12 protein-coding genes and 1 pseudogene are annotated in these 16,853 nt (G+C 69.1%); 1 reads left to right on the top strand and 12 read right to left on the bottom strand.

Annotated features, from left to right (window positions below; all coding sequences use genetic code 11):
- Positions 1-23: 23 nt before the first annotated feature.
- The 9 genes from AAG827_RS14450 to AAG827_RS14410 form a co-directional block, all read right to left on the bottom strand.
- On the bottom strand, positions 24-1,400 hold the full coding sequence (locus AAG827_RS14450) for a replication-associated recombination protein A (RefSeq protein ID WP_341926785.1): 1,377 nt from the start codon (positions 1,398-1,400) through the stop codon (positions 24-26).
- Positions 1,387-2,667, bottom strand: a complete 1,281-nt coding sequence (locus tag AAG827_RS14445) for a dipeptide ABC transporter ATP-binding protein (RefSeq protein WP_341926784.1) — start codon at positions 2,665-2,667, stop codon at positions 1,387-1,389. The genes AAG827_RS14450 and AAG827_RS14445 overlap by 14 nt, the downstream gene beginning before the upstream one ends.
- Complete coding sequence (locus AAG827_RS14440; RefSeq protein WP_341926806.1) at positions 2,667-3,746, bottom strand: ABC transporter ATP-binding protein; 1,080 nt, start codon at positions 3,744-3,746, stop codon at positions 2,667-2,669. The genes AAG827_RS14445 and AAG827_RS14440 overlap by 1 nt, the downstream gene beginning before the upstream one ends.
- Before the next feature lie 11 nt (positions 3,747-3,757).
- The gene (locus AAG827_RS14435; RefSeq protein WP_341926783.1) at positions 3,758-4,765 is read right to left on the bottom strand and encodes an ABC transporter permease; all 1,008 of its coding nucleotides are present in this window, start codon (positions 4,763-4,765) and stop codon (positions 3,758-3,760) included.
- A gap of 125 nt (positions 4,766-4,890) precedes the next feature.
- The gene (locus AAG827_RS14430) at positions 4,891-6,636 is read right to left on the bottom strand and encodes an ABC transporter substrate-binding protein (protein ID WP_341926782.1); all 1,746 of its coding nucleotides are present in this window, start codon (positions 6,634-6,636) and stop codon (positions 4,891-4,893) included.
- A 77-nt stretch (positions 6,637-6,713) separates the two neighbouring features.
- Positions 6,714-7,694: an ABC transporter permease gene (locus AAG827_RS14425; RefSeq protein WP_341926781.1), complete on the bottom strand. Its 981-nt coding sequence runs from the start codon at positions 7,692-7,694 to the stop codon at positions 6,714-6,716.
- Positions 7,695-7,903: 209 nt separating this feature from the next.
- Entirely contained in the window at positions 7,904-9,682 is a 1,779-nt protein-coding gene (gene aspS, locus AAG827_RS14420) for an aspartate--tRNA ligase (RefSeq protein WP_341926780.1), read from the bottom strand.
- The gene (gene hisS, locus AAG827_RS14415) at positions 9,679-11,049 is read right to left on the bottom strand and encodes a histidine--tRNA ligase (protein ID WP_341926779.1); all 1,371 of its coding nucleotides are present in this window, start codon (positions 11,047-11,049) and stop codon (positions 9,679-9,681) included. Before hisS ends, aspS begins: the two co-directional genes overlap by 4 nt.
- Position 11,050: 1 nt before the next feature.
- Positions 11,051-11,722, bottom strand: coding sequence for an MBL fold metallo-hydrolase (locus AAG827_RS14410; RefSeq protein ID WP_341926778.1), 672 nt, complete (start codon positions 11,720-11,722; stop codon positions 11,051-11,053).
- A 96-nt stretch (positions 11,723-11,818) separates the two neighbouring features.
- Here AAG827_RS14410 and AAG827_RS14405 point away from each other — a divergent pair, with 96 nt between their 5' ends.
- Entirely contained in the window at positions 11,819-13,048 is a 1,230-nt protein-coding gene (locus tag AAG827_RS14405; protein WP_341926777.1) for a DUF349 domain-containing protein, read from the top strand.
- Positions 13,049-13,361: 313 nt separating this feature from the next.
- Here AAG827_RS14405 and AAG827_RS14400 read toward each other — a convergent pair whose 3' ends face one another.
- The 3 genes and pseudogenes from AAG827_RS14400 to AAG827_RS14390 all read right to left on the bottom strand — a co-directional run.
- Entirely contained in the window at positions 13,362-15,593 is a 2,232-nt protein-coding gene (locus tag AAG827_RS14400; protein ID WP_341926805.1) for a bifunctional (p)ppGpp synthetase/guanosine-3',5'-bis(diphosphate) 3'-pyrophosphohydrolase, read from the bottom strand.
- Positions 15,594-15,705: 112 nt separating this feature from the next.
- Entirely contained in the window at positions 15,706-16,260 is a 555-nt protein-coding gene (locus AAG827_RS14395; RefSeq protein WP_341926776.1) for an adenine phosphoribosyltransferase, read from the bottom strand.
- A gap of 9 nt (positions 16,261-16,269) precedes the next feature.
- Positions 16,270-16,853: pseudogene (locus AAG827_RS14390) on the bottom strand (protein translocase subunit SecF); the annotation flags it as partial.

Raw genomic sequence — 16,853 nt, 5'->3', positions numbered from 1 at the left:
CAGTGCCCGACCCTATCGCGGCACTAGGAGCCACGGATCAGCCGTCGGATGCGCTCCCACCGCTCCTTGACATGGGCCTCGGCGCCGAGGCTCGTGGGTCGGTAGTAGTCGCGGTCCAGCACCACGTCGGGGGCGTACTGCTGCTCGGCGACACCGTAGGGCTCGTCGTGGCTGTACTTGTACGTCGCTCCGTGCCCGAGCTTCTTGGCGCCCGAGTAGTGCGCGTCGCGCAGGTGCGAGGGGACGGGCCCGATCTTGCCGGCGCGGACGTCGGCGGTGGCGGCAGCCAGGGCGAGGGTCACGGCGTTGGACTTGGGTGCCACGGCCAGCGCGATGGTGGCGTGCGCGAGGTTGAAGCTCGCCTCGGGCATCCCGATGAGCTGCACGGCCTGCGCCGCGGCGACCGCCGTCGTGAGGGCGGTCGGGTCGGCGAGGCCGATGTCCTCGCTCGCCAGGATCACCAGGCGACGGGCGATGAACCGTGGGTCCTCGCCGGCCTCCATCATGCGGGCGAGGTAGTGCATCGCCGCGTCGGCGTCGGAGCCCCGGATCGACTTGATGAAGGCACTGGTCACGTCGTAGTGCTGGTCGCCCTGGCGGTCGTAGCGCACCGCGGCCTGGTCCACGGCGGTCTCGGCGACCGACAGGTCGACGACGTCGCTCCCCCGCGCGAGGGCGGCACCAGTCGCTGCCTCCAGGTAGGTCAGGGACCGACGGGCGTCGCCGCCGGCGAGGCGGACCAGGTGGTCGAGCGCCTCGGGCTCGACGGTGAAACGGCCGCCCAAGCCCCGCTCGTCGCCGAGCGCGTCGTCGAGCACCCGTCGTACGTCGTCGTCGGTGAGCGACTCGAGGCGCAGGAGCAGGCTGCGGGAGAGCAACGGGGAGATGACCGAGAAGAACGGGTTCTCGGTGGTCGCGGCGACCAGGGTCACCCAACGGTTCTCGACCCCGGGCAGCAGGGCGTCCTGCTGGGCCTTGCTGAAGCGGTGCACCTCGTCGACGAAGAGCACCGTCTCGCGCCCGGCGTTGACCAGCTCGGAGCGCGCCCCGTCGATCGCGGCGCGGACCTCCTTGACCCCGGCGGACACCGCCGAGACCTCGACGAAGCGCCGGTCGGTCTGCTGGCTCAGGATCGCGGCGATCGTGGTCTTGCCGGTGCCGGGCGGACCCCACAGCAGCAGGGACATCGACTGGTCGCCCTCGATCAGCTGACGCAGCGGCGACCCCGGCGCTCGCAGCTGGGCCTGGCCGACGAGCTCGTCGAGCGTGCGCGGGCGCATCCGCACCGCGAGCGGTGCGGAGGAGTGCGTGTTGCCCGCCAGGGAGCCGGCGCCCGTGCGGGGCGCCGGCTTCCCCGGTGTGTCGACCGGTGTGTCGAACAGGCCGTCAGGCTCGTCCAAACGTCTTCGCATCCAGGTCGTACCAGGTGTCGTCGTAGCCCGGCTTGTTGGCGATCTGCGAGCTCGGCGTGGCACCCGGGTCGGGGCTGCCGGCGTCGTCGGTGCCGATCAGGCGCGCGGTGATGGGCTTGTCCGGGTGCTGGTTGATCGGGCCCGGGAAGTGGCAGGCGACCTTGTGGCGCTTGCCGATCTGCAAGAGCGGCGGCTCGTGCTTGGCGCAGATCTCCTGGGCGATCGGGCAGCGGGTGCGGAAGCGGCAGCCCGACGGGGGGTTGATGGGGCTGGGGACGTCGCCCTCGAGGCGGATCCGCTCGCGTCGGCCGCCGATGGCAGCCTGCTTGACGTCCGGGACCGCGGAGAGCAGCGCCTGCGTGTAGGGGTGGTGGGAGTTGGCGTAGATGCTGTCCCGGTCACCGATCTCGACGATCTTCCCGAGATACATCACGGCCACCTCGGGGCAGAAGTGACGCACGACGGCGAGGTCGTGGGCGATGAAGAGGAACGCGACGTCGAACTCCTTCTGGATGTCCTGGAGCAGGTTGATGACCTGCGCCTGGATGGACACGTCCAGAGCCGAGACGGGCTCGTCCGCCACGAGCAGCTTGGGGTTGAGCGTGAGGGCACGGGCGATGCCGATGCGCTGGCGCTGCCCGCCGGAGAACTCGTTGGGGTAGCGGTTGTAGTGCTCGGGGTTGAGCCCGACGATCTCGAGGAGCTCCTGCACCCGCGGGAGGATCTTGTCCTTGGGCACGACCTTGTGGACCTCGAGGGGCGCACCGATGATCGAGCCGACCGTGTGGCGCGGGTTGAGCGAGGTGTAGGGGTCCTGGAAGATCATCTGGACCTCGCGCCGCAGGGGCTTGAGCTCCTTGTTCTTCATCTTCGCCATGTCGCGGTCCTCGAAGAGGATGCGACCACCGGTGGGCTCGTAGAGCCGGGTGATCAGACGACCGGTCGTCGACTTGCCGCACCCGGACTCCCCCACCAGGCCCAGGGAGCCGCCGCGCGGGACCTGGAACGAGACTCCGTCCACGGCCTGCACGTCGCCGACCTTGCGGCGGATCAGCCCACCGGCCTTGACCGGGAAGTACATCTTGAGGTTGTCGACCTCCAGCACCGAGCCGCGGGAGAGATCGAGCTGCGCAGCCGTGTGGGCCTGCGCGGCGAGCTCGTCGAAGCTGGCGACCTGGGGCTTGAGCTGAGGCTCGGCCCCGCCCGGGTGCCCCTCGGGGTTGAGGTCGTCGGTCGTGGTGTCCTGCTCGGCCATCAGTTGTCCTCCACCAGCTCGGGCGCGATCTCGGCGAGGACTTCCCTGCGGAAGATCTCGGCGGGGTCGGCCAGGTGGCATCGCTTGAGGTGGTGGGGGCCGCGCCCCCCGGGCAGCAGCTCGGGCAGCGTCGTCGCACACAGCGCGCCGGGCACCTTGTCGACGTGGGCGCACCGCGGGTGGAACGAGCAGCCGCTCGGCGGCGACAGCAGGCTCGGCGGGTTGCCCGGGATCGGGATGAGGCGCGCGTCGGTGTCGGCCGTGACGTCGGGGATGCTCGAGAGCAGCCCCCACGTGTAGGGCATCTCGGGCGCGATCAGGATCTCCTTGCAGGGGCCGTACTCGACCGCGCGCCCGGCGTACATCACCAGCACGTCGTCGGCCATCTCGGCGATGACGCCGAGGTCGTGGGTGATGATGATGACCGCCGAGTTGAACTCGCGCTGGAGGTCCTGGAGCAGGTCGAGGATCTGCGCCTGCACCGTCACGTCGAGCGCCGTCGTGGGCTCGTCGGCGATCAGCAGGGACGGGTCGTTGATGAGACCCATCGCGATCATGGCGCGCTGGCGCATGCCGCCGGAGAACTGGTGGGGGAAGTCGTCGACACGCTTGTCGGGCTGCGGGATGCCGACCCGGTCGAGCATCTCGATCGACTTGCGACGGGCGTCGCGCTTGGACGCCGAGGAGTGGTGGACCTGGTAGGCCTCACCGAGCTGGGCGCCGACACGGTAGAAGGGGTGCAGAGCGGCGAGCGCGTCCTGGAAGATCATCGAGACCGAGTTGCCGCGCAGCTTGCGCATGCCGGGCTCGTTGAGACCGACGACCTCCTGGCCACCGATCTTGATCGAGCCGGTGATCGTGGAGCGCTGCGGGTCGTGGAGGCCGAGGACGGCCATCGACGACACGGACTTGCCCGAGCCGGACTCGCCCACGATGCCGAGGGTCTGGCCCAGGCCGACGCGGTAGCTGAGGTCCTTGACGGCGCGCACAGGCCCGTCGGGGGTGGGGAACTCGACGTTGAGGTCCTCGACGACGAGGAACGCGTCGGGATCGCCGTCGCCGATGCTCGACGACGGCATGCTGTGGGTGGTCACGAAAGCCTCACTCGCGGGTCGAGCACGCTGTAGACGACGTCGACGATCAGGTTGCTGATGACGATGATGATGGCGCCGAAGAGGGCCGTGGCGGAGACGACCGGGAGGTCGAAGCTCTGGACGGCCTGGAGCCCCCAGCGTCCGATGCCCTGGATCTCGAAGATCCGCTCGGTGAAGATCGTCCCGGCGAGCAGCACGCCCAGGTCGATGCCGAAGACGGTCACGACGGGCACGAGCGCGCTGCGCAGGCCGTGGCGGTAGACGACGGTGCTCGGCGCCAGGCCCTTGGCCTTGGCGGTGCGGATGTAGTCCTCGCTGAGCGTCTCGACCATGGCACCGCGGGTGTAGCGCGTGTATTGCGTGCAGCCGAAGATGCCCAGGCACAACCACGGGAGGAGCAGACCGGCGAACCACTTGGCGGGGTTGTCGGTGATGGGCGTGTAGCCGCTGTCACCGAGGATCGGCACCTGCCAGATGAGGGTGAAGTAGAGCCATGCCAGGAGGGCGAAGAGGTAGTAGGGCACCGAGCTGATGACGAGGAACGAGCTCACGAGGAGCTTGTCACCGAGCGTGCCGCGTCTTCGCGCGGCGGCGACCCCGATGGGCACGCCGAGCAGGAGGTAGAGGACCGCACCGCCGGCCGCCACCGAGATGGTGGCCGGGATCCGGTCGATGAGCTCTTCCCAGACCAGGTTGAAGGTCCGGTGGGAGTAGCCGAGGCAGGGTGCGTCGCAGTCGATCTGGGTCGTGCCGATCTCCATCTGGCGCCCGGTGAAGATCCCCTTGGCGTAGGCGCCGTACTCGGAGACGATCCCGTTGTTGTAGCCCATCTGCTCCTCGAAGTTCTCGAGGCGGTCAGGCGTGCACCGGTTGCCCGTCTGCTGGTTGCAGATCGGTCGGGCCGGGTCCTCGGGACCGAACCAGAACAGGGCGAAGACGGCCATCGACACCAAGATGACGACGACCACGCCGGAGATCAGGCGCTTGATGATGTAGGCGAACATCGCTGCGAACCTCTCACGTGGAAGCACTCCACGGGGCTGGAGACGAGCGGACCGGATGGGGGCCGGGCCGAGGCCCGACCCCCATCCTGTGTCCGTTGCGAACGGATCTAGCTCAAGGTGCTACGTCACTGGATGACGAAGAGGTCCTTGTAGTAGATCGCGCTCATGGCGGCGTCACCCGTGAAGCCACCGATCTTGCTGCCCGCGCCGAACAGGTCGTTGCGGTAGGCGGTCGGGATCATCGGGAAGTACTTGGTGCCGATGAGCTCGTCCAGGTCGCCCCAGGCCGGAGCCTGCTCCTCGAGAGGAAGCGTGGCGATCTCCTTGATGCGGTCGTCAACCTCGGTCTCCGAGAAGTACGACGTGTTGTAGGGCTGACCGCTCTGGACCAGCGGCGGGATCATCGTGGAGGCGGACGGCCAGTCCGAGCACCAGTTGACGGCGCGCAGGTTCAGCTTGGCGTTGATCGGGCTCTCGGCGTCGTCCCAGAGGGCGTAGGCGTCCTCCTGGTAGGGGATCATCTCGACGGTGAAGCCGGCGTTCTCGTAGCCCTTCTTCTCCTGCTCGGCCGCGGCCTTCGCCTCGGCGTCGGAGTCGTCGTAGACGAACGAGAGCTTGTAGCCCTCTTCACCGGCCTCCGCGAGGAGAGCCTTCGCCTTCTCGGGGTCGTAGGTGAACTGCTCACCGTCCGGGAAGTACTCCTTGCGGCCCGACATGCCCGGAGGCATGATCGTGCTCGCGGGGATCCGGGTGACTCCGGGGATGTTGCCGCCCGCGAGCGTGATGTTCTCGAAGTCGTAGCCCCAGGCGATCGCCTTGCGGATGTTGATGTCGGTGATCTTGGTGTAGTCAGGCGTGCGGTAGCTCACGCACTGACCGGTCTGCTGGATGAAGTTGTCGCCCAGGGCGTCGCGCAGCGCGGCGACGTTGGTCGCACCGAGGCCGTTGGAGACGGTGGTCTGCGCGTCGGCAGAGTCGCTCAGCAGCAGCTGGTCGGTCTTCTCCTGGTCCTGGTCGAACTTGAAGACCCACTCGTCGGCGTACTGGTGACGGGCCGGGTCGGACGCGGGGTCCCACTCGGGGTTCTTCTCAAGGGTCAGCGACTCGTTGACGCGGAACTCCTTGATCTTGTAGGGGCCGCTGGAGAGAGGCATGCGACCGTAGGCCGGGAACTCGGAGTTCTCGAGCGGGATCGGGCCGATCGCCATGAAGGTGGACCAGAAGTCCATGTCCGGGAAGGGACCCTGCATCTTGAACGTGATGTCCTGGCCGTCGACCGTGATGCCGGGGCAGTCACCGTCCTGCGGACCGGTGTAGCCCTCGCCGCAGTCGAAGTTCGACACGGAGTAGACCTGGCCGGGGCCCGAGGTGAAGGTCTCGGAGTCGAAGGTGCGCTCGACGCCGTACTTGACCTCCTCGGCGGTGATCGGGTTGCCGTTCTCCCAGTTGACGTCCTTGATGGTGAACGTCCACTCGGTGAAGTCCTCGTTGGGACGACCGAGGTCGGTGGCGAGGTCGGGCACGAGCTCCATCGCGCCGGTCTCCTGGTCGCGACGGAACTGGACCAGCGACCGGTGCGTGAGCGCCTGCTGGATCGAGTTGCCGAGGACGGACCAGCCGTTGGCGGGGTCGAGGTCCTCCGGACCGGGGTCGCCAGGAATGGCGACGGTGATGGTGCCACCGGTGGTGGCGCCCTCGACCTCGGGGGCGGGCCCCGCAGCGTCGGCGATCTTGCCGAACTCAGACTCCGGGTTGATGAACTCGCTGGGGGTGTTGCCCCCTGCGTTTCCGCCTCCGCCGTCTCCACCACAGGCCGCAAGCGTGACCATGGCGAAGCCTGCGACAACGGCAAGCGACTTGGTGCGCTTCATGGTTGTCCAGCCTTTCTATTTCTTCATCCGTGCCACGGGCCCCAGCCCGCGACAACATCTAGGGGAGAAACCGACGCCTAGCGTCGGGTCTTGGGATCGACGGCGTCGCGGATCGCGTCACCGAGGAGGTTGAGGGCGAGCACCAGCACGACGATGCCGAGCAGGGGCTCCCACAGGTAGAGGGGATAGAGCTCGAAGTAGGCGCTGGCCAGCAGGATCGTCTGGCCCCACGACTCGCCCTGGGTGATGCCGACCCCGAGGAAGGCGAGACCGGCCTCGGCGGCGATGAACGCCGGCAGCATGAGGGACACCGCGACCACGATCGGCGCCACCAGGTTGGGCAGCAGCTCCTTGATCATGATCCGCGAGGTCGGCATGCCGATGACCCGCGCGGAGAGGATGAACTCACGCTCGCGCAGGGAGAGGACCTCGCCGCGCACGAGGCGCGCGATGCCCATCCAGCCGAACGCCGCGAGGATGCCGATCAGCGACACGACCTGCATGGTCTGGTAGCGATCGGGCGTCAGCGCGAAGCGCTCGTTGAGGATCGGGGCGATCACCAGCGCCATCAGCAGGAACGGCAGCGTCAGGAACAGGTCGGTGATGAAGGAGATGACCTTGTCGACAGCTCCGCCCACGAACCCGGAGACCAGGCCGAGGACGATCCCCAGGAGGGAGGCCACGATGGTGGCCGACGTCGCGATGAGCATCGACGTGCGTGCGCCGTAGAGCCAGCTGGCCAGGTTGTCCTTGGCCGTCTTGGGCGCGATGCCGAACGGGTGCTCGGGGTCGAATCCGTTGTGGGGCGGGCCCTTCAACGGCATGCCGTCGTTGATGAAGTCGAGCTGCTGCGACGGGTTGCCCGGCTGGGTTGTCACGTTGAACAGCGACGCGATCTGGCCGGCGAAGATGGCGATCAGCACGAAGAAGAGGACGATCGTGAGGCAGGCCATGGCGACCTTGTCACGCCGCAGGCGACCGGCAGCGATCGCCAAGGGCGACTTGCCCGACACCGGGGTCTTGGCGACTGCGTCGTCAGGATCCGCTTCGTCACTCAAGTGTCCGAGAGTCTCGGACCCCATCGTGGGTGTCGACATGCTCACCTCGTCCAGGCAGTGTCTGCTGCCACTCGTTCGGCGGACCGGAAGATCGTCCCGGGTGCGCCCTGTGCGCCGTCCCGGACTCTATGTGACACAGCGCGCACTACGGGTCACCCCCGCGTAACGATCTGGTCTCAGCCCGTTTGTCCAATGGTTTGTCTTGTGGATCAGGAATCGGTCGCAGATTCCTTCTCTGCAACGGCATCCACACCGGCTTCCTTGCGCTGTGCGGGCGTGATCGGCGCGGGTGCTGCGGTGAGCGGGTCGAAGCCGCCACCCGACTTCGGGAAGGCGATCACGTCGCGGATGGAGTCGGTGCCGGCGAGCATCGCGCAGATGCGGTCCATGCCCACGGCGATGCCACCGTGCGGGGGCGCGCCGAACTTGAAGGCGTCGAGCAGGAAGCCGAACTTCTCCTGCGACTCCTCCTCGCTGAGCCCCATGACCGCGAAGACCCGCTTCTGCACGTCCTCGCGGTGGATCCGGATCGAGCCGCCGCCGAGCTCGTTGCCGTTGCAGACGATGTCGTAGGCGTAGGCCAGGGCGCTGCCCGGGTCGGTGTCGAAGGTGTCGGCGAACTCCGGCTTGGGGCCGGTGAACGCGTGGTGCACCGCGGTCCAGGCACCGGCGCCGACCGCGACGTCGCCGCTCTCGACGGCGTCGGAGCTGGGCTCGAACATCGGGGCGTCGACGACCCAGGTGAAGGCGAAGGCGCTCTCGTCGATCAGCTCACCTCGGCGGCCGATCTCCAGGCGCGCGGCGCCCAGCAGGGCACGGCTGGACTTGGCGGGGCCGGCCGCGAAGAAGATGCAGTCGCCCGGCTTAGCGTCGACGTGGGCGGCGAGGCCGGCCTTCTCCTCGTCGGTGATGTTCTTGGAGACCGGCCCGGTGAGCTCGCCGTCCTCCTGGACCAGCACGTAGGCGAGTCCCTTGGCGCCGCGCTGCTTGGCCCACTCCTGCCAGGCGTCGAGCTTCTTGCGCGGCTGGCTCGCACCGCCGGGCATCACGACCGCGCCGACGTAGGGCGCCTGGAAGACCCGGAAGGGCGTCTCCTTGAAGTAGTCGGTGCACTCGACGAGCTCGAGTCCCATGCGCAGGTCGGGCTTGTCCGAGCCGAAGCGCCGCATGGCCTCGGCGTAGGTCATGCGCGGGAGCGGGCGCGGGATCTCGACGTCGATCAGCTTCCACATGGCGGCCAGGACGTCCTCCATGAGCTCGATGACGTCCTCCTGGTCCACGAAGCTCATCTCGATGTCGAGCTGGGTGAACTCCGGCTGCCGGTCGGCGCGGAAGTCCTCGTCGCGGTAGCAGCGCGCGATCTGGAAGTAGCGCTCCATGCCCGCGACCATCAGCAGCTGCTTGAACAGCTGGGGGCTCTGGGGCAGGGCGTACCAGCTGCCCGGCTGCAGACGGGCGGGCACCAGGAAGTCGCGGGCGCCCTCGGGCGTCGAGCGCGTCAGCGTCGGCGTCTCGACCTCGACGAAGTCATGGGCGTCGAGCACGTCGCGCGCGGCCTTGTTGATCTTGGAGCGCAGACGCAGGGCCGCGTTGGGGCCGCTGCGGCGCAGGTCGAGGTAGCGGTGCTTGAGGCGCGCCTCCTCGCCCACCTCTACGTGGTCGTCGATCGGGAAGGGCAGCGGAGCAGCGGCGCTGAGGACCTCGAGGTCGTCGGCGATGACCTCGATCTCACCGGAGGGCAGGCTCGGGTTGGCGTTGCCCTCGGGGCGGGCGCTGACCTGACCGGTCACCTTGATGCAGAACTCGCTGCGCAGCGCGTGGGCCACGGCCTCGTCGCGCACGACGACCTGGACGACCCCGCTGGCCTCGCGCAGGTCGAGGAAGGCCACGCCGCCGTGATCGCGGCGCTTGGCCACCCAGCCGGCGAGGGTGACGGTCTGGCCGACGTGCTCGGCGCGGAGGGCGCCGGCGTCATGGGTGCGGATCACTGCTGCTCCTTCAAGAGGACCTGCGGTCGCAGGTCGTCGGTGGGTGGGGTCCAGGCGGCCGGGTCGGCGCTCACCTGATCCCCCGATCGGATGTCCTTGACCTCGTGGGTCACGGTGCCGTCGTCGGTCGTCGTGGTGAACCAGACGAAGGGGATGCCACGGCGCTCGGCGTAGCGGATCTGCTTGCCGAACTTGGCCGCGTCGGGCGCGACCTCGCAGGCGATGTCGCGTCGGCGCAGGCTGTCGGCGACCGCACTGCTCGTGGGCCGGCCGTCCTCGTCCACGACCGCGACCAGCACCGCGCTGGGCACCGAGCGCGACGCGGTCAGGCCGGTGCGGGCCAGCAGCGGGACGACGACCCGGCTGACGCCGAGGGAGATGCCGACACCGGGGTACGTCGTGCGGCCGTCGCTGGCGAGCGCGTCGTAGCGACCTCCGGAGCAGATGGACCCCATGGACTCGTAGCCGTCGAGGCGGGTCTCGAAGACGGTGCCGGTGTAGTAGTCCAGGCCGCGCGCGATCGAGAGGTCGGCGGTGACCCGCACGCGGTCGGAGACCAGGTCGGCGCAGCCGCGGACCAGCGCTGCGAGCTCGGCCAGGCCCTCGTCGAGGAGTGCGTGCTCGACCCCGAGCGCACGCACCTGGGCGACGAAGCCGTCGTCGTCGGTGCGGATCGTCGCCAGCTCGAGCACCGTGTCGGCGTCGGTCTCCGAGATGCCGGCATCGGTCAGGAGCAGCTCGCGCACCTTGGCGACGGGCAGCTTGTCGAGCTTGTCGACCAGGCGCATGACCTCGTCGGTGTCGTCGGGGCCCAGGCCGAGGCCGGCGTAGAAGCCCTGGATGAGCTTGCGGTTGTTGACCTGCAGGCGGAAGGCGGGCAGGAAGTCGAGACGCGTGAGCGCGTCGACCATGACGCGGGTGACCTCGATGTCGTGGTGGAAGGCGAGCGAGTCGCGTCCCACGATGTCGATGTCGGCCTGGGTGAACTCGCGGAACCGGCCCTCCTGGGGGCGCTCACCGCGCCAGGCCTTCTGCACCTGGTAGCGACGGAACGGGAAGGCCAGCTTGCCGGCGTTCTCCAGGACGTAGCGGGCGAAGGGCACGGTGAGGTCGAAGTGCAGCCCCAGCCCGGCGTGGCCCTCGGCCGACTCCTCGTGGAGACGACGCAGGAGGTAGACCTCCTTGGAGGTGTCGCCCTTGCGCAGCAGCTGGTCCAGCGGCTCGACCGCCCGCGTCTCGATGCCGGCGAAGCCGTGCAGCTCGAAGACGTGGCGCAGGGTGTCGATGACCTGCTGCTCGACGAACCGCTGCTCCGGGAGCAGCTCGGGGAAGCCGCTGAGCGGCCCCCGCGGGGAGGTCTTGGCCATCTCAGAGGTCCTGGAGGTAGGGGTTGGTGGCGCGCTCGCGACCGATGGAGGTCTGCTCGCCGTGCCCGGGCAGGACCACGATGTCGTCGGCCAGCGGAAGGACCTTCTGGGCCAGGCTGCGCAGCATCGTCGAGTGGTCGCCCCCGGGGAGGTCGGTGCGGCCGATGGATCCGGCGAAGAGCAGGTCACCGGAGAACATCACCTCCGAGATCTCGGACTGGTCGTAGGGCGTGCGGAAGGTGACCGACCCCTCGGTGTGACCCGGGGTGTGGTCGACGACGAAGCTCAGCCCGGCGAGCTCGAGGACCTGGGTGTCGCTCAGCTCCTGGACGTCGTCGGGCTCGGCCCACGTGTAGTCGCCCCCTAGGAGCATCGCGGTGGTCTCGCGGGACATGCCGGCCATCGGGTCGCTGAGCAGGTGACGGTCACGGGGGTGGATCCACGCGGTGGCGTCGTAGGTGCCGGCGACGGGGGCGACGCTCCACATGTGGTCCACGTGGCCGTGGGTCACCAGGACGGCGACGGGCTTGAGACGGTGCTCGCGCACGACCTCGGCGACACCGGCCGCGGCGTCCTTGCCGGGGTCGATGACCACGCACTCGCTGCCCGCGCCGGTGGCGGCGACGTAGCAGTTGGTGCCCCAGGGACCTGCGGGAAAGCCGGCGATCAACACTCGGTAACACTATCGAGACCGACACGGCGCCGTCTCGGCGGTCTCTGGCACTAGTGTGGGCCACTGCTATGAAGGCGACCGAGTGAGGGACTGGCAGTGACGAGCACCGAATGGGGTCGCGTCGACGACGACGGCACCGTCTACGTGAAGACCGCCGAGGGCGAACGCTCCGTGGGCCAGTACCCCGTGGGGACCGCCGACGAAGCCCTGAAGTTCTACACCGACCGCTTCCTGGCGCTCGAGACCGAGGTCTCGTTGCTGGACCAGCGGGTGCGCTCCGGCGTCCTCGGCCCCGAGGAGGCGGCCGAGTCGATCAAGATCGTGCGGGCCCAGGTGGTGGAGGCCAACGCCGTCGGCGACCTCGCCGGCCTCACCGGCCGACTCGACTCGCTCGGACCGGTCATCGCCCAGCAGCGCGCGGTCAAGCGCGCCGAGAAGGCGAAGAAGTCGGCTGAGGCCAAGGAGCAGAAGGAGAAGCTCGTCGCCGCGGCCGAGAGGATCGCCGAGGGCAACGACTGGCGCCACGGTGCCAACAAGCTGCGTGAGCTCCTCGACGAGTGGAAGGCGCTCCCCCGCATCGACCGCCCCTCCGACGACGCGCTGTGGAAGCGCTTCTCCGGCGCCCGCACCGCCTACACCCGGCGTCGCAAGTCCCACTTCGCCGAGCAGGACCAGAAGCGCGACTCCGCGCGGGTCGTGAAGGAGCGCCTGGCCACCGAGGCCGAGTCGCTCTCCACGTCGACCGAGTGGGGCATCACCGCGGGCCGCTACCGCGACCTGATGCGTGACTGGAAGGCAGCCGGGCCTGCCCCCAAGGATGTCGACGACCAGCTGTGGGCCCGCTTCCGTGGCGCCCAGGACGCGTTCTTCGGCGCACGCGACGCGGCCAACGCCGCCCTCGACCAGGAGTTCGCCGCCAACGCGGAGGTCAAGGACGCCCTGATCGTGGAGGCCGAGGCACTGCTCCCCGTGACCGACGTCGAGGCCGCCAAGCGGGCCTTCCGCGACCTCGCGGACAAGTGGGACGCCGCCGGCAAGGTCCCGCGCGACCGCATGAAGGACCTCGAGGGCCGCATGCGCACCGTCGAGCAGACGATCCGTGGGCTAGAAGAGGAGCAGTGGCGCAAGTCCGACCCCGAGAAGTCGGCCCGCGCCGGCGACATGGTCGCCAAGCTGCAGACCGCGATCGACGGGGTCGAGGCCGACCTCGAGAAGGCGCGCGCGGCCGGGAACGACAAGAAGATCAAGGAGCTCGAGGAGAACCTCGCCTCTCGCCAGGCCTTCCTCGAGATGGCCAAGCGCGCCGCCGACGAGTTTTCCGGATGACGGACGCCGGGCGAGGAACGAGCCCGGTGCACGTCATGGAGGAGATCGAGCGAGCCCGCGGCTGAGCCTGCGAAGCCGCGTCAGGTGTGTCGAGATACGGATGAGCACGGCCCGGCGAAGCCTGGCCGTGCTCATGGAGGAGATCGAGCGAGGCGCACGGCCGAGGAACGAGGCCGTGACCGCCGGGTCGAGATCTCGGTGAGGCGACCGCCGTCGGCGACCACAGGGACCGCCCGTCGTACGACCAGGGTCTCGACGGACGCTCGTCGCTGGCGCTCCTCGCTGCTCGACCAACGAGGGTCTGGAGGGGCCGCTACTGCGTGATGCGATAGGCGTCGAAGACGCCCGGGACGCCGCGGACGGCCTTGAGGACCGTGTCGAGGTGCTTGGCCTCGGCCATCTGGAAGGTGAAGCGGCTCTTGGCGACCCGGTCGCGGGTCGTGGAGAGGTTGGCGCTGAGGATGTTGACGTGGGCGTCCGAGAGCACCATCGTGATGTCGGAGAGCAGCCGGGCGCGGTCGATGGCCTCGACCTGGATGTTGACCAGGAACGTCGACTGACCCGTCGGGGCCCACTCGACCTCGAGCACCTTCTCGGGTTGGCGCAGCAGCGACGTGGCGTTGGTGCAGTCACGGCGGTGCACCGAGACTCCCCCGCCCTTGGTGACGAACCCGAGGATGTCGTCGGGCGGGACCGGGGTGCAGCACTTGGCCAGCTTGAGCCACACGTCGGGTGAGCCCTTGACGATGACACCGGAGTCGCCGCCGCTGGAGACCTTGGAGCGACCTCGCCGTCCGGTGATCGTGACGGCCTCGGCAAGGTCCTCCTGGGCGCCCTCGTCGCCGCCGTGCAGCTCGATGACCCGTCGTACGACGGCCTGGGCGCTGAGGTTGCCCTCGCCGACCGCCGCGTAGAGCGCGGACACGTCGGCGATCTTGAAGTGGGCGGCCGCCTGCATGAGCGACTCGTGGGACAGCAGCCGCTTGAGGGGCAGGCCCTCCTTGCGCATGAGCTTGGCGATCTGGTCCTTGCCCTGCTCGATGGCCTCCTCGCGGCGCTCCTTGGTGAACCACTGACGGATCTTGGAGCGGGCGCGGGGCGAGCGGACGAAGGTCAGCCAGTCCTGGGAGGGCGCTGCATTGGCGGCCTTGGAGGTGAAGACCTCGATGACGTCGCCGTTCTCGAGGGTCGACTCCAGGGGCACCAGGCGACCGTTGACCCGCGCGCCGATGGTGTGGTGGCCGACCTCGGTGTGGACGGCGTAGGCGAAGTCGACGGGCGTCGAGCCGGCCGGCAGCGCGATCACGTCGCCGCGTGGGGTGAAGACGTAGGTCTCGGCGCGGTTGATCTCGAAGCGGAGCGACTCCAGGAACTCGCCCGGGTCCTCGACCTCGCTCTGCCAGTCGAGGAGCTGGCGCACCCACGACATGTCGTCCATGTCGCCCATGCGCTCGGTGTCGGCGCCGGTGCGGCCGTCCTCCTTGTACTTCCAGTGGGCCGCGACGCCGTATTCAGCCCTGCGGTGCTGGGCGAAGGTGCGGATCTGCATCTCGACCGGCTTGCCCTGCGGGCCGATCACGGTCGTGTGCAGCGACTGGTACATGTTGAACTTCGGCATCGCGACGTAGTCCTTGAAGCGCCCGAGCACGGGGTTCCACCGGGAGTGGAGGACGCCCAGGACGGAGTAGCAGTCGCGGTCCTCGTCGACGAGGATGCGGATGCCGACCAGGTCGTAGATGTCGGAGAAGTCGCGGCCGCCGACGATCATCTTCTGGTAGATCGAGTAGTAGTGCTTGGGCCGACCGGTGACGGTGCCCTTGACCTTGGCGTCGCGCAGGTCCTTCTCGACCTGGGTGATCACCTCGGCCAGGAACGAGTCGCGCGACGGGGCGCGCTCGGCCACCATCCGCACGATCTCGTCGTAGATCTTGGGGTGCAGGGTCGCGAACGCAAGGTCCTCGAGCTCCCACTTGATGGTGTTCATGCCGAGGCGGTGGGCCAGCGGCGCGTAGATGTCGAGGGTCTCGCGGGCGGTGCGTTCCTGGCTCTTCTGCGGGACGTAGCGCAGCGTGCGCATGTTGTGCAGCCGGTCGGCGAGCTTGATGACCAGGACGCGGATGTCGCGCGACATCGCAACGATCATCTTGCGGATGGTCTCGGCCTGCGCCGAGTCGCCGTACTGCACCTTGTCGAGCTTGGTCACGCCGTCGACGAGCTGGGCGACCTCGTCGCCGAAGTCGGCGCGGCACTGGTCGAGCGTGTAGGGCGTGTCCTCGACCGTGTCGTGCAGCAGCGCCGCCACGAGGGTCGACTCGGTCATGCCGATGTCGGCGAGGATCGTCGTCACCGCGAGCGGGTGGGTGATGTAGGGGTCACCGCTCTTGCGCATCTGGGTGCCGTGCATCGTCTCGGCGGTCGTGTAGGCCCGCTCGAGCAGGGCCAGGTCGGCCTTCGGGTGGTTGGCGCGCACGGCTCGGAAGAGCGGCTCGAGCACCGGGTTGCCGGTCGGGGCGCGCGTGCCCATCCGGGCGAGCCGCGCACGCATGCTGCGCGCGGAGGGGGGCTGCTGGTCGGAGCCGGCCGAGGATGCTTCGGGCGCGCGGACGCGCGTCGGCGGGCCCGTGCGTTCCTCGGTCACCAGGTGAGTCTAGTCCGGCTCACACGACCATCAGGGCGGTCAGCGGAAGCCCGCCGATCGCGGCCCGGCCGGGCAGGAACGAGAGCTCCATCAGCATGGCCGCCGCGCTGGCGACTCCCCCGCACCGCTCGATGAGCTGGACGGTGGCCGCGACCGTGCCTCCGGTGGCGAGCACGTCGTCGATGACCAGCACCCGGTCACCCGTCACGATCGCGTCCTCGTGGACCTCCAGCGTCGCCTCGCCGTACTCCAGGGCGTAGGAGACGCCGTGCGTGGCCCGCGGCAGCTTGCCGGCCTTGCGCACCGGCACGAAGCCGACCCCCAGGGCCATCGCCACGGGGGCGGCGAAGATGAAGCCGCGCGCCTCCATGCCGACCACCTTGTCGACCACCACGGTGCCGTCGGCGTCACGGCCGGCCGCGGCCAGGGCCGCGACCACCGCCGCGAAGCCGGAGGGGTCTGCCAGGAGCGGCGTGATGTCCTTGAAGACGATGCCGGGCTCGGGGAAGTCGTCGACGTCGACCACGAGGCGCCCCAGCGCCTCGCGGGCGCCGACTCCCACCAGGTCACTCACCGGCTGGGCTCACTTCTTGCCGCGCTTGGACTTCGTCTGCCGCACGGGCTGGACCCGACCGGACGCGTTGCTCTGCTTGACCGGGCCCCGGGCGACCGGCGCCACGCGACCGCGGTCGCTGGCCTCGGGCTGGCGCGGCGGGGCCACGGCGGCCCGGGTGACCGGGCGGTCCTCCTCGTCGTCTTCGTCGAGGTCCTCGTCGGGACCGGCCGCGACCGGCATGTCCTCGACGAACGCCGGCACGGAGGCGTAGCGGTCGGCCTGCGCCTTGGCACGGGCCTTGGCGCGACGCTCCTGGAGGACGATCTCGCTCTCGCCGGACTTGAGGTGCACGAGCACCCGCGGCGCGAGGAAGATCGAGGAGTAGACACCGACGGCCATGCCGACGAACTGCGCCAGCGCGAGGTCCTGCAGCGAGCTCGCCCCGAGCTGGACGGCGCTGACGTAGAGGATCGCGCCGATCGGGATGAGCGCGACGATGCCGGTGTTGATCGAGCGCACCAGGGTCTGGTTGACCGCGAGGTTGGCGGCGTCGCTGTAGGACTGGCCGCTCTGGAGCCGCTCGTGGGTGTTCTCCCGGACCTTGTCGAAGA

Source organism: Nocardioides psychrotolerans, assembly GCF_943371775.1.
GTDB lineage: Bacteria > Actinomycetota > Actinomycetes > Propionibacteriales > Nocardioidaceae > Nocardioides > Nocardioides psychrotolerans_A.
Note: the sequence above shows the minus strand (reverse complement) of the source record. Positions and strands in the feature narration are given on the sequence as shown.

Bases quoted from the DNA above. Each gene is read 5' to 3' on its own strand.
- AAG827_RS14435 (WP_341926783.1), bottom strand. From the start codon at position 4,765: ATGTTCGCCTACATCATCAAGCGCCTGATCTCCGGCGTGGTCGTCGTC.
- AAG827_RS14400 (WP_341926805.1), bottom strand. From the start codon at position 15,593: ATGCGTGCGCGGCTCGCCCGGATGGGCACGCGCGCCCCGACCGGCAAC.
- hisS (WP_341926779.1), bottom strand. From the start codon at position 11,049: ATGGCCAAGACCTCCCCGCGGGGGCCGCTCAGCGGCTTCCCCGAGCTG.
- AAG827_RS14430 (WP_341926782.1), bottom strand. From the start codon at position 6,636: ATGAAGCGCACCAAGTCGCTTGCCGTTGTCGCAGGCTTCGCCATGGTC.
- AAG827_RS14445 (WP_341926784.1), bottom strand. From the start codon at position 2,667: ATGGCCGAGCAGGACACCACGACCGACGACCTCAACCCCGAGGGGCAC.
- AAG827_RS14440 (WP_341926806.1), bottom strand. From the start codon at position 3,746: ATGCCGTCGTCGAGCATCGGCGACGGCGATCCCGACGCGTTCCTCGTC.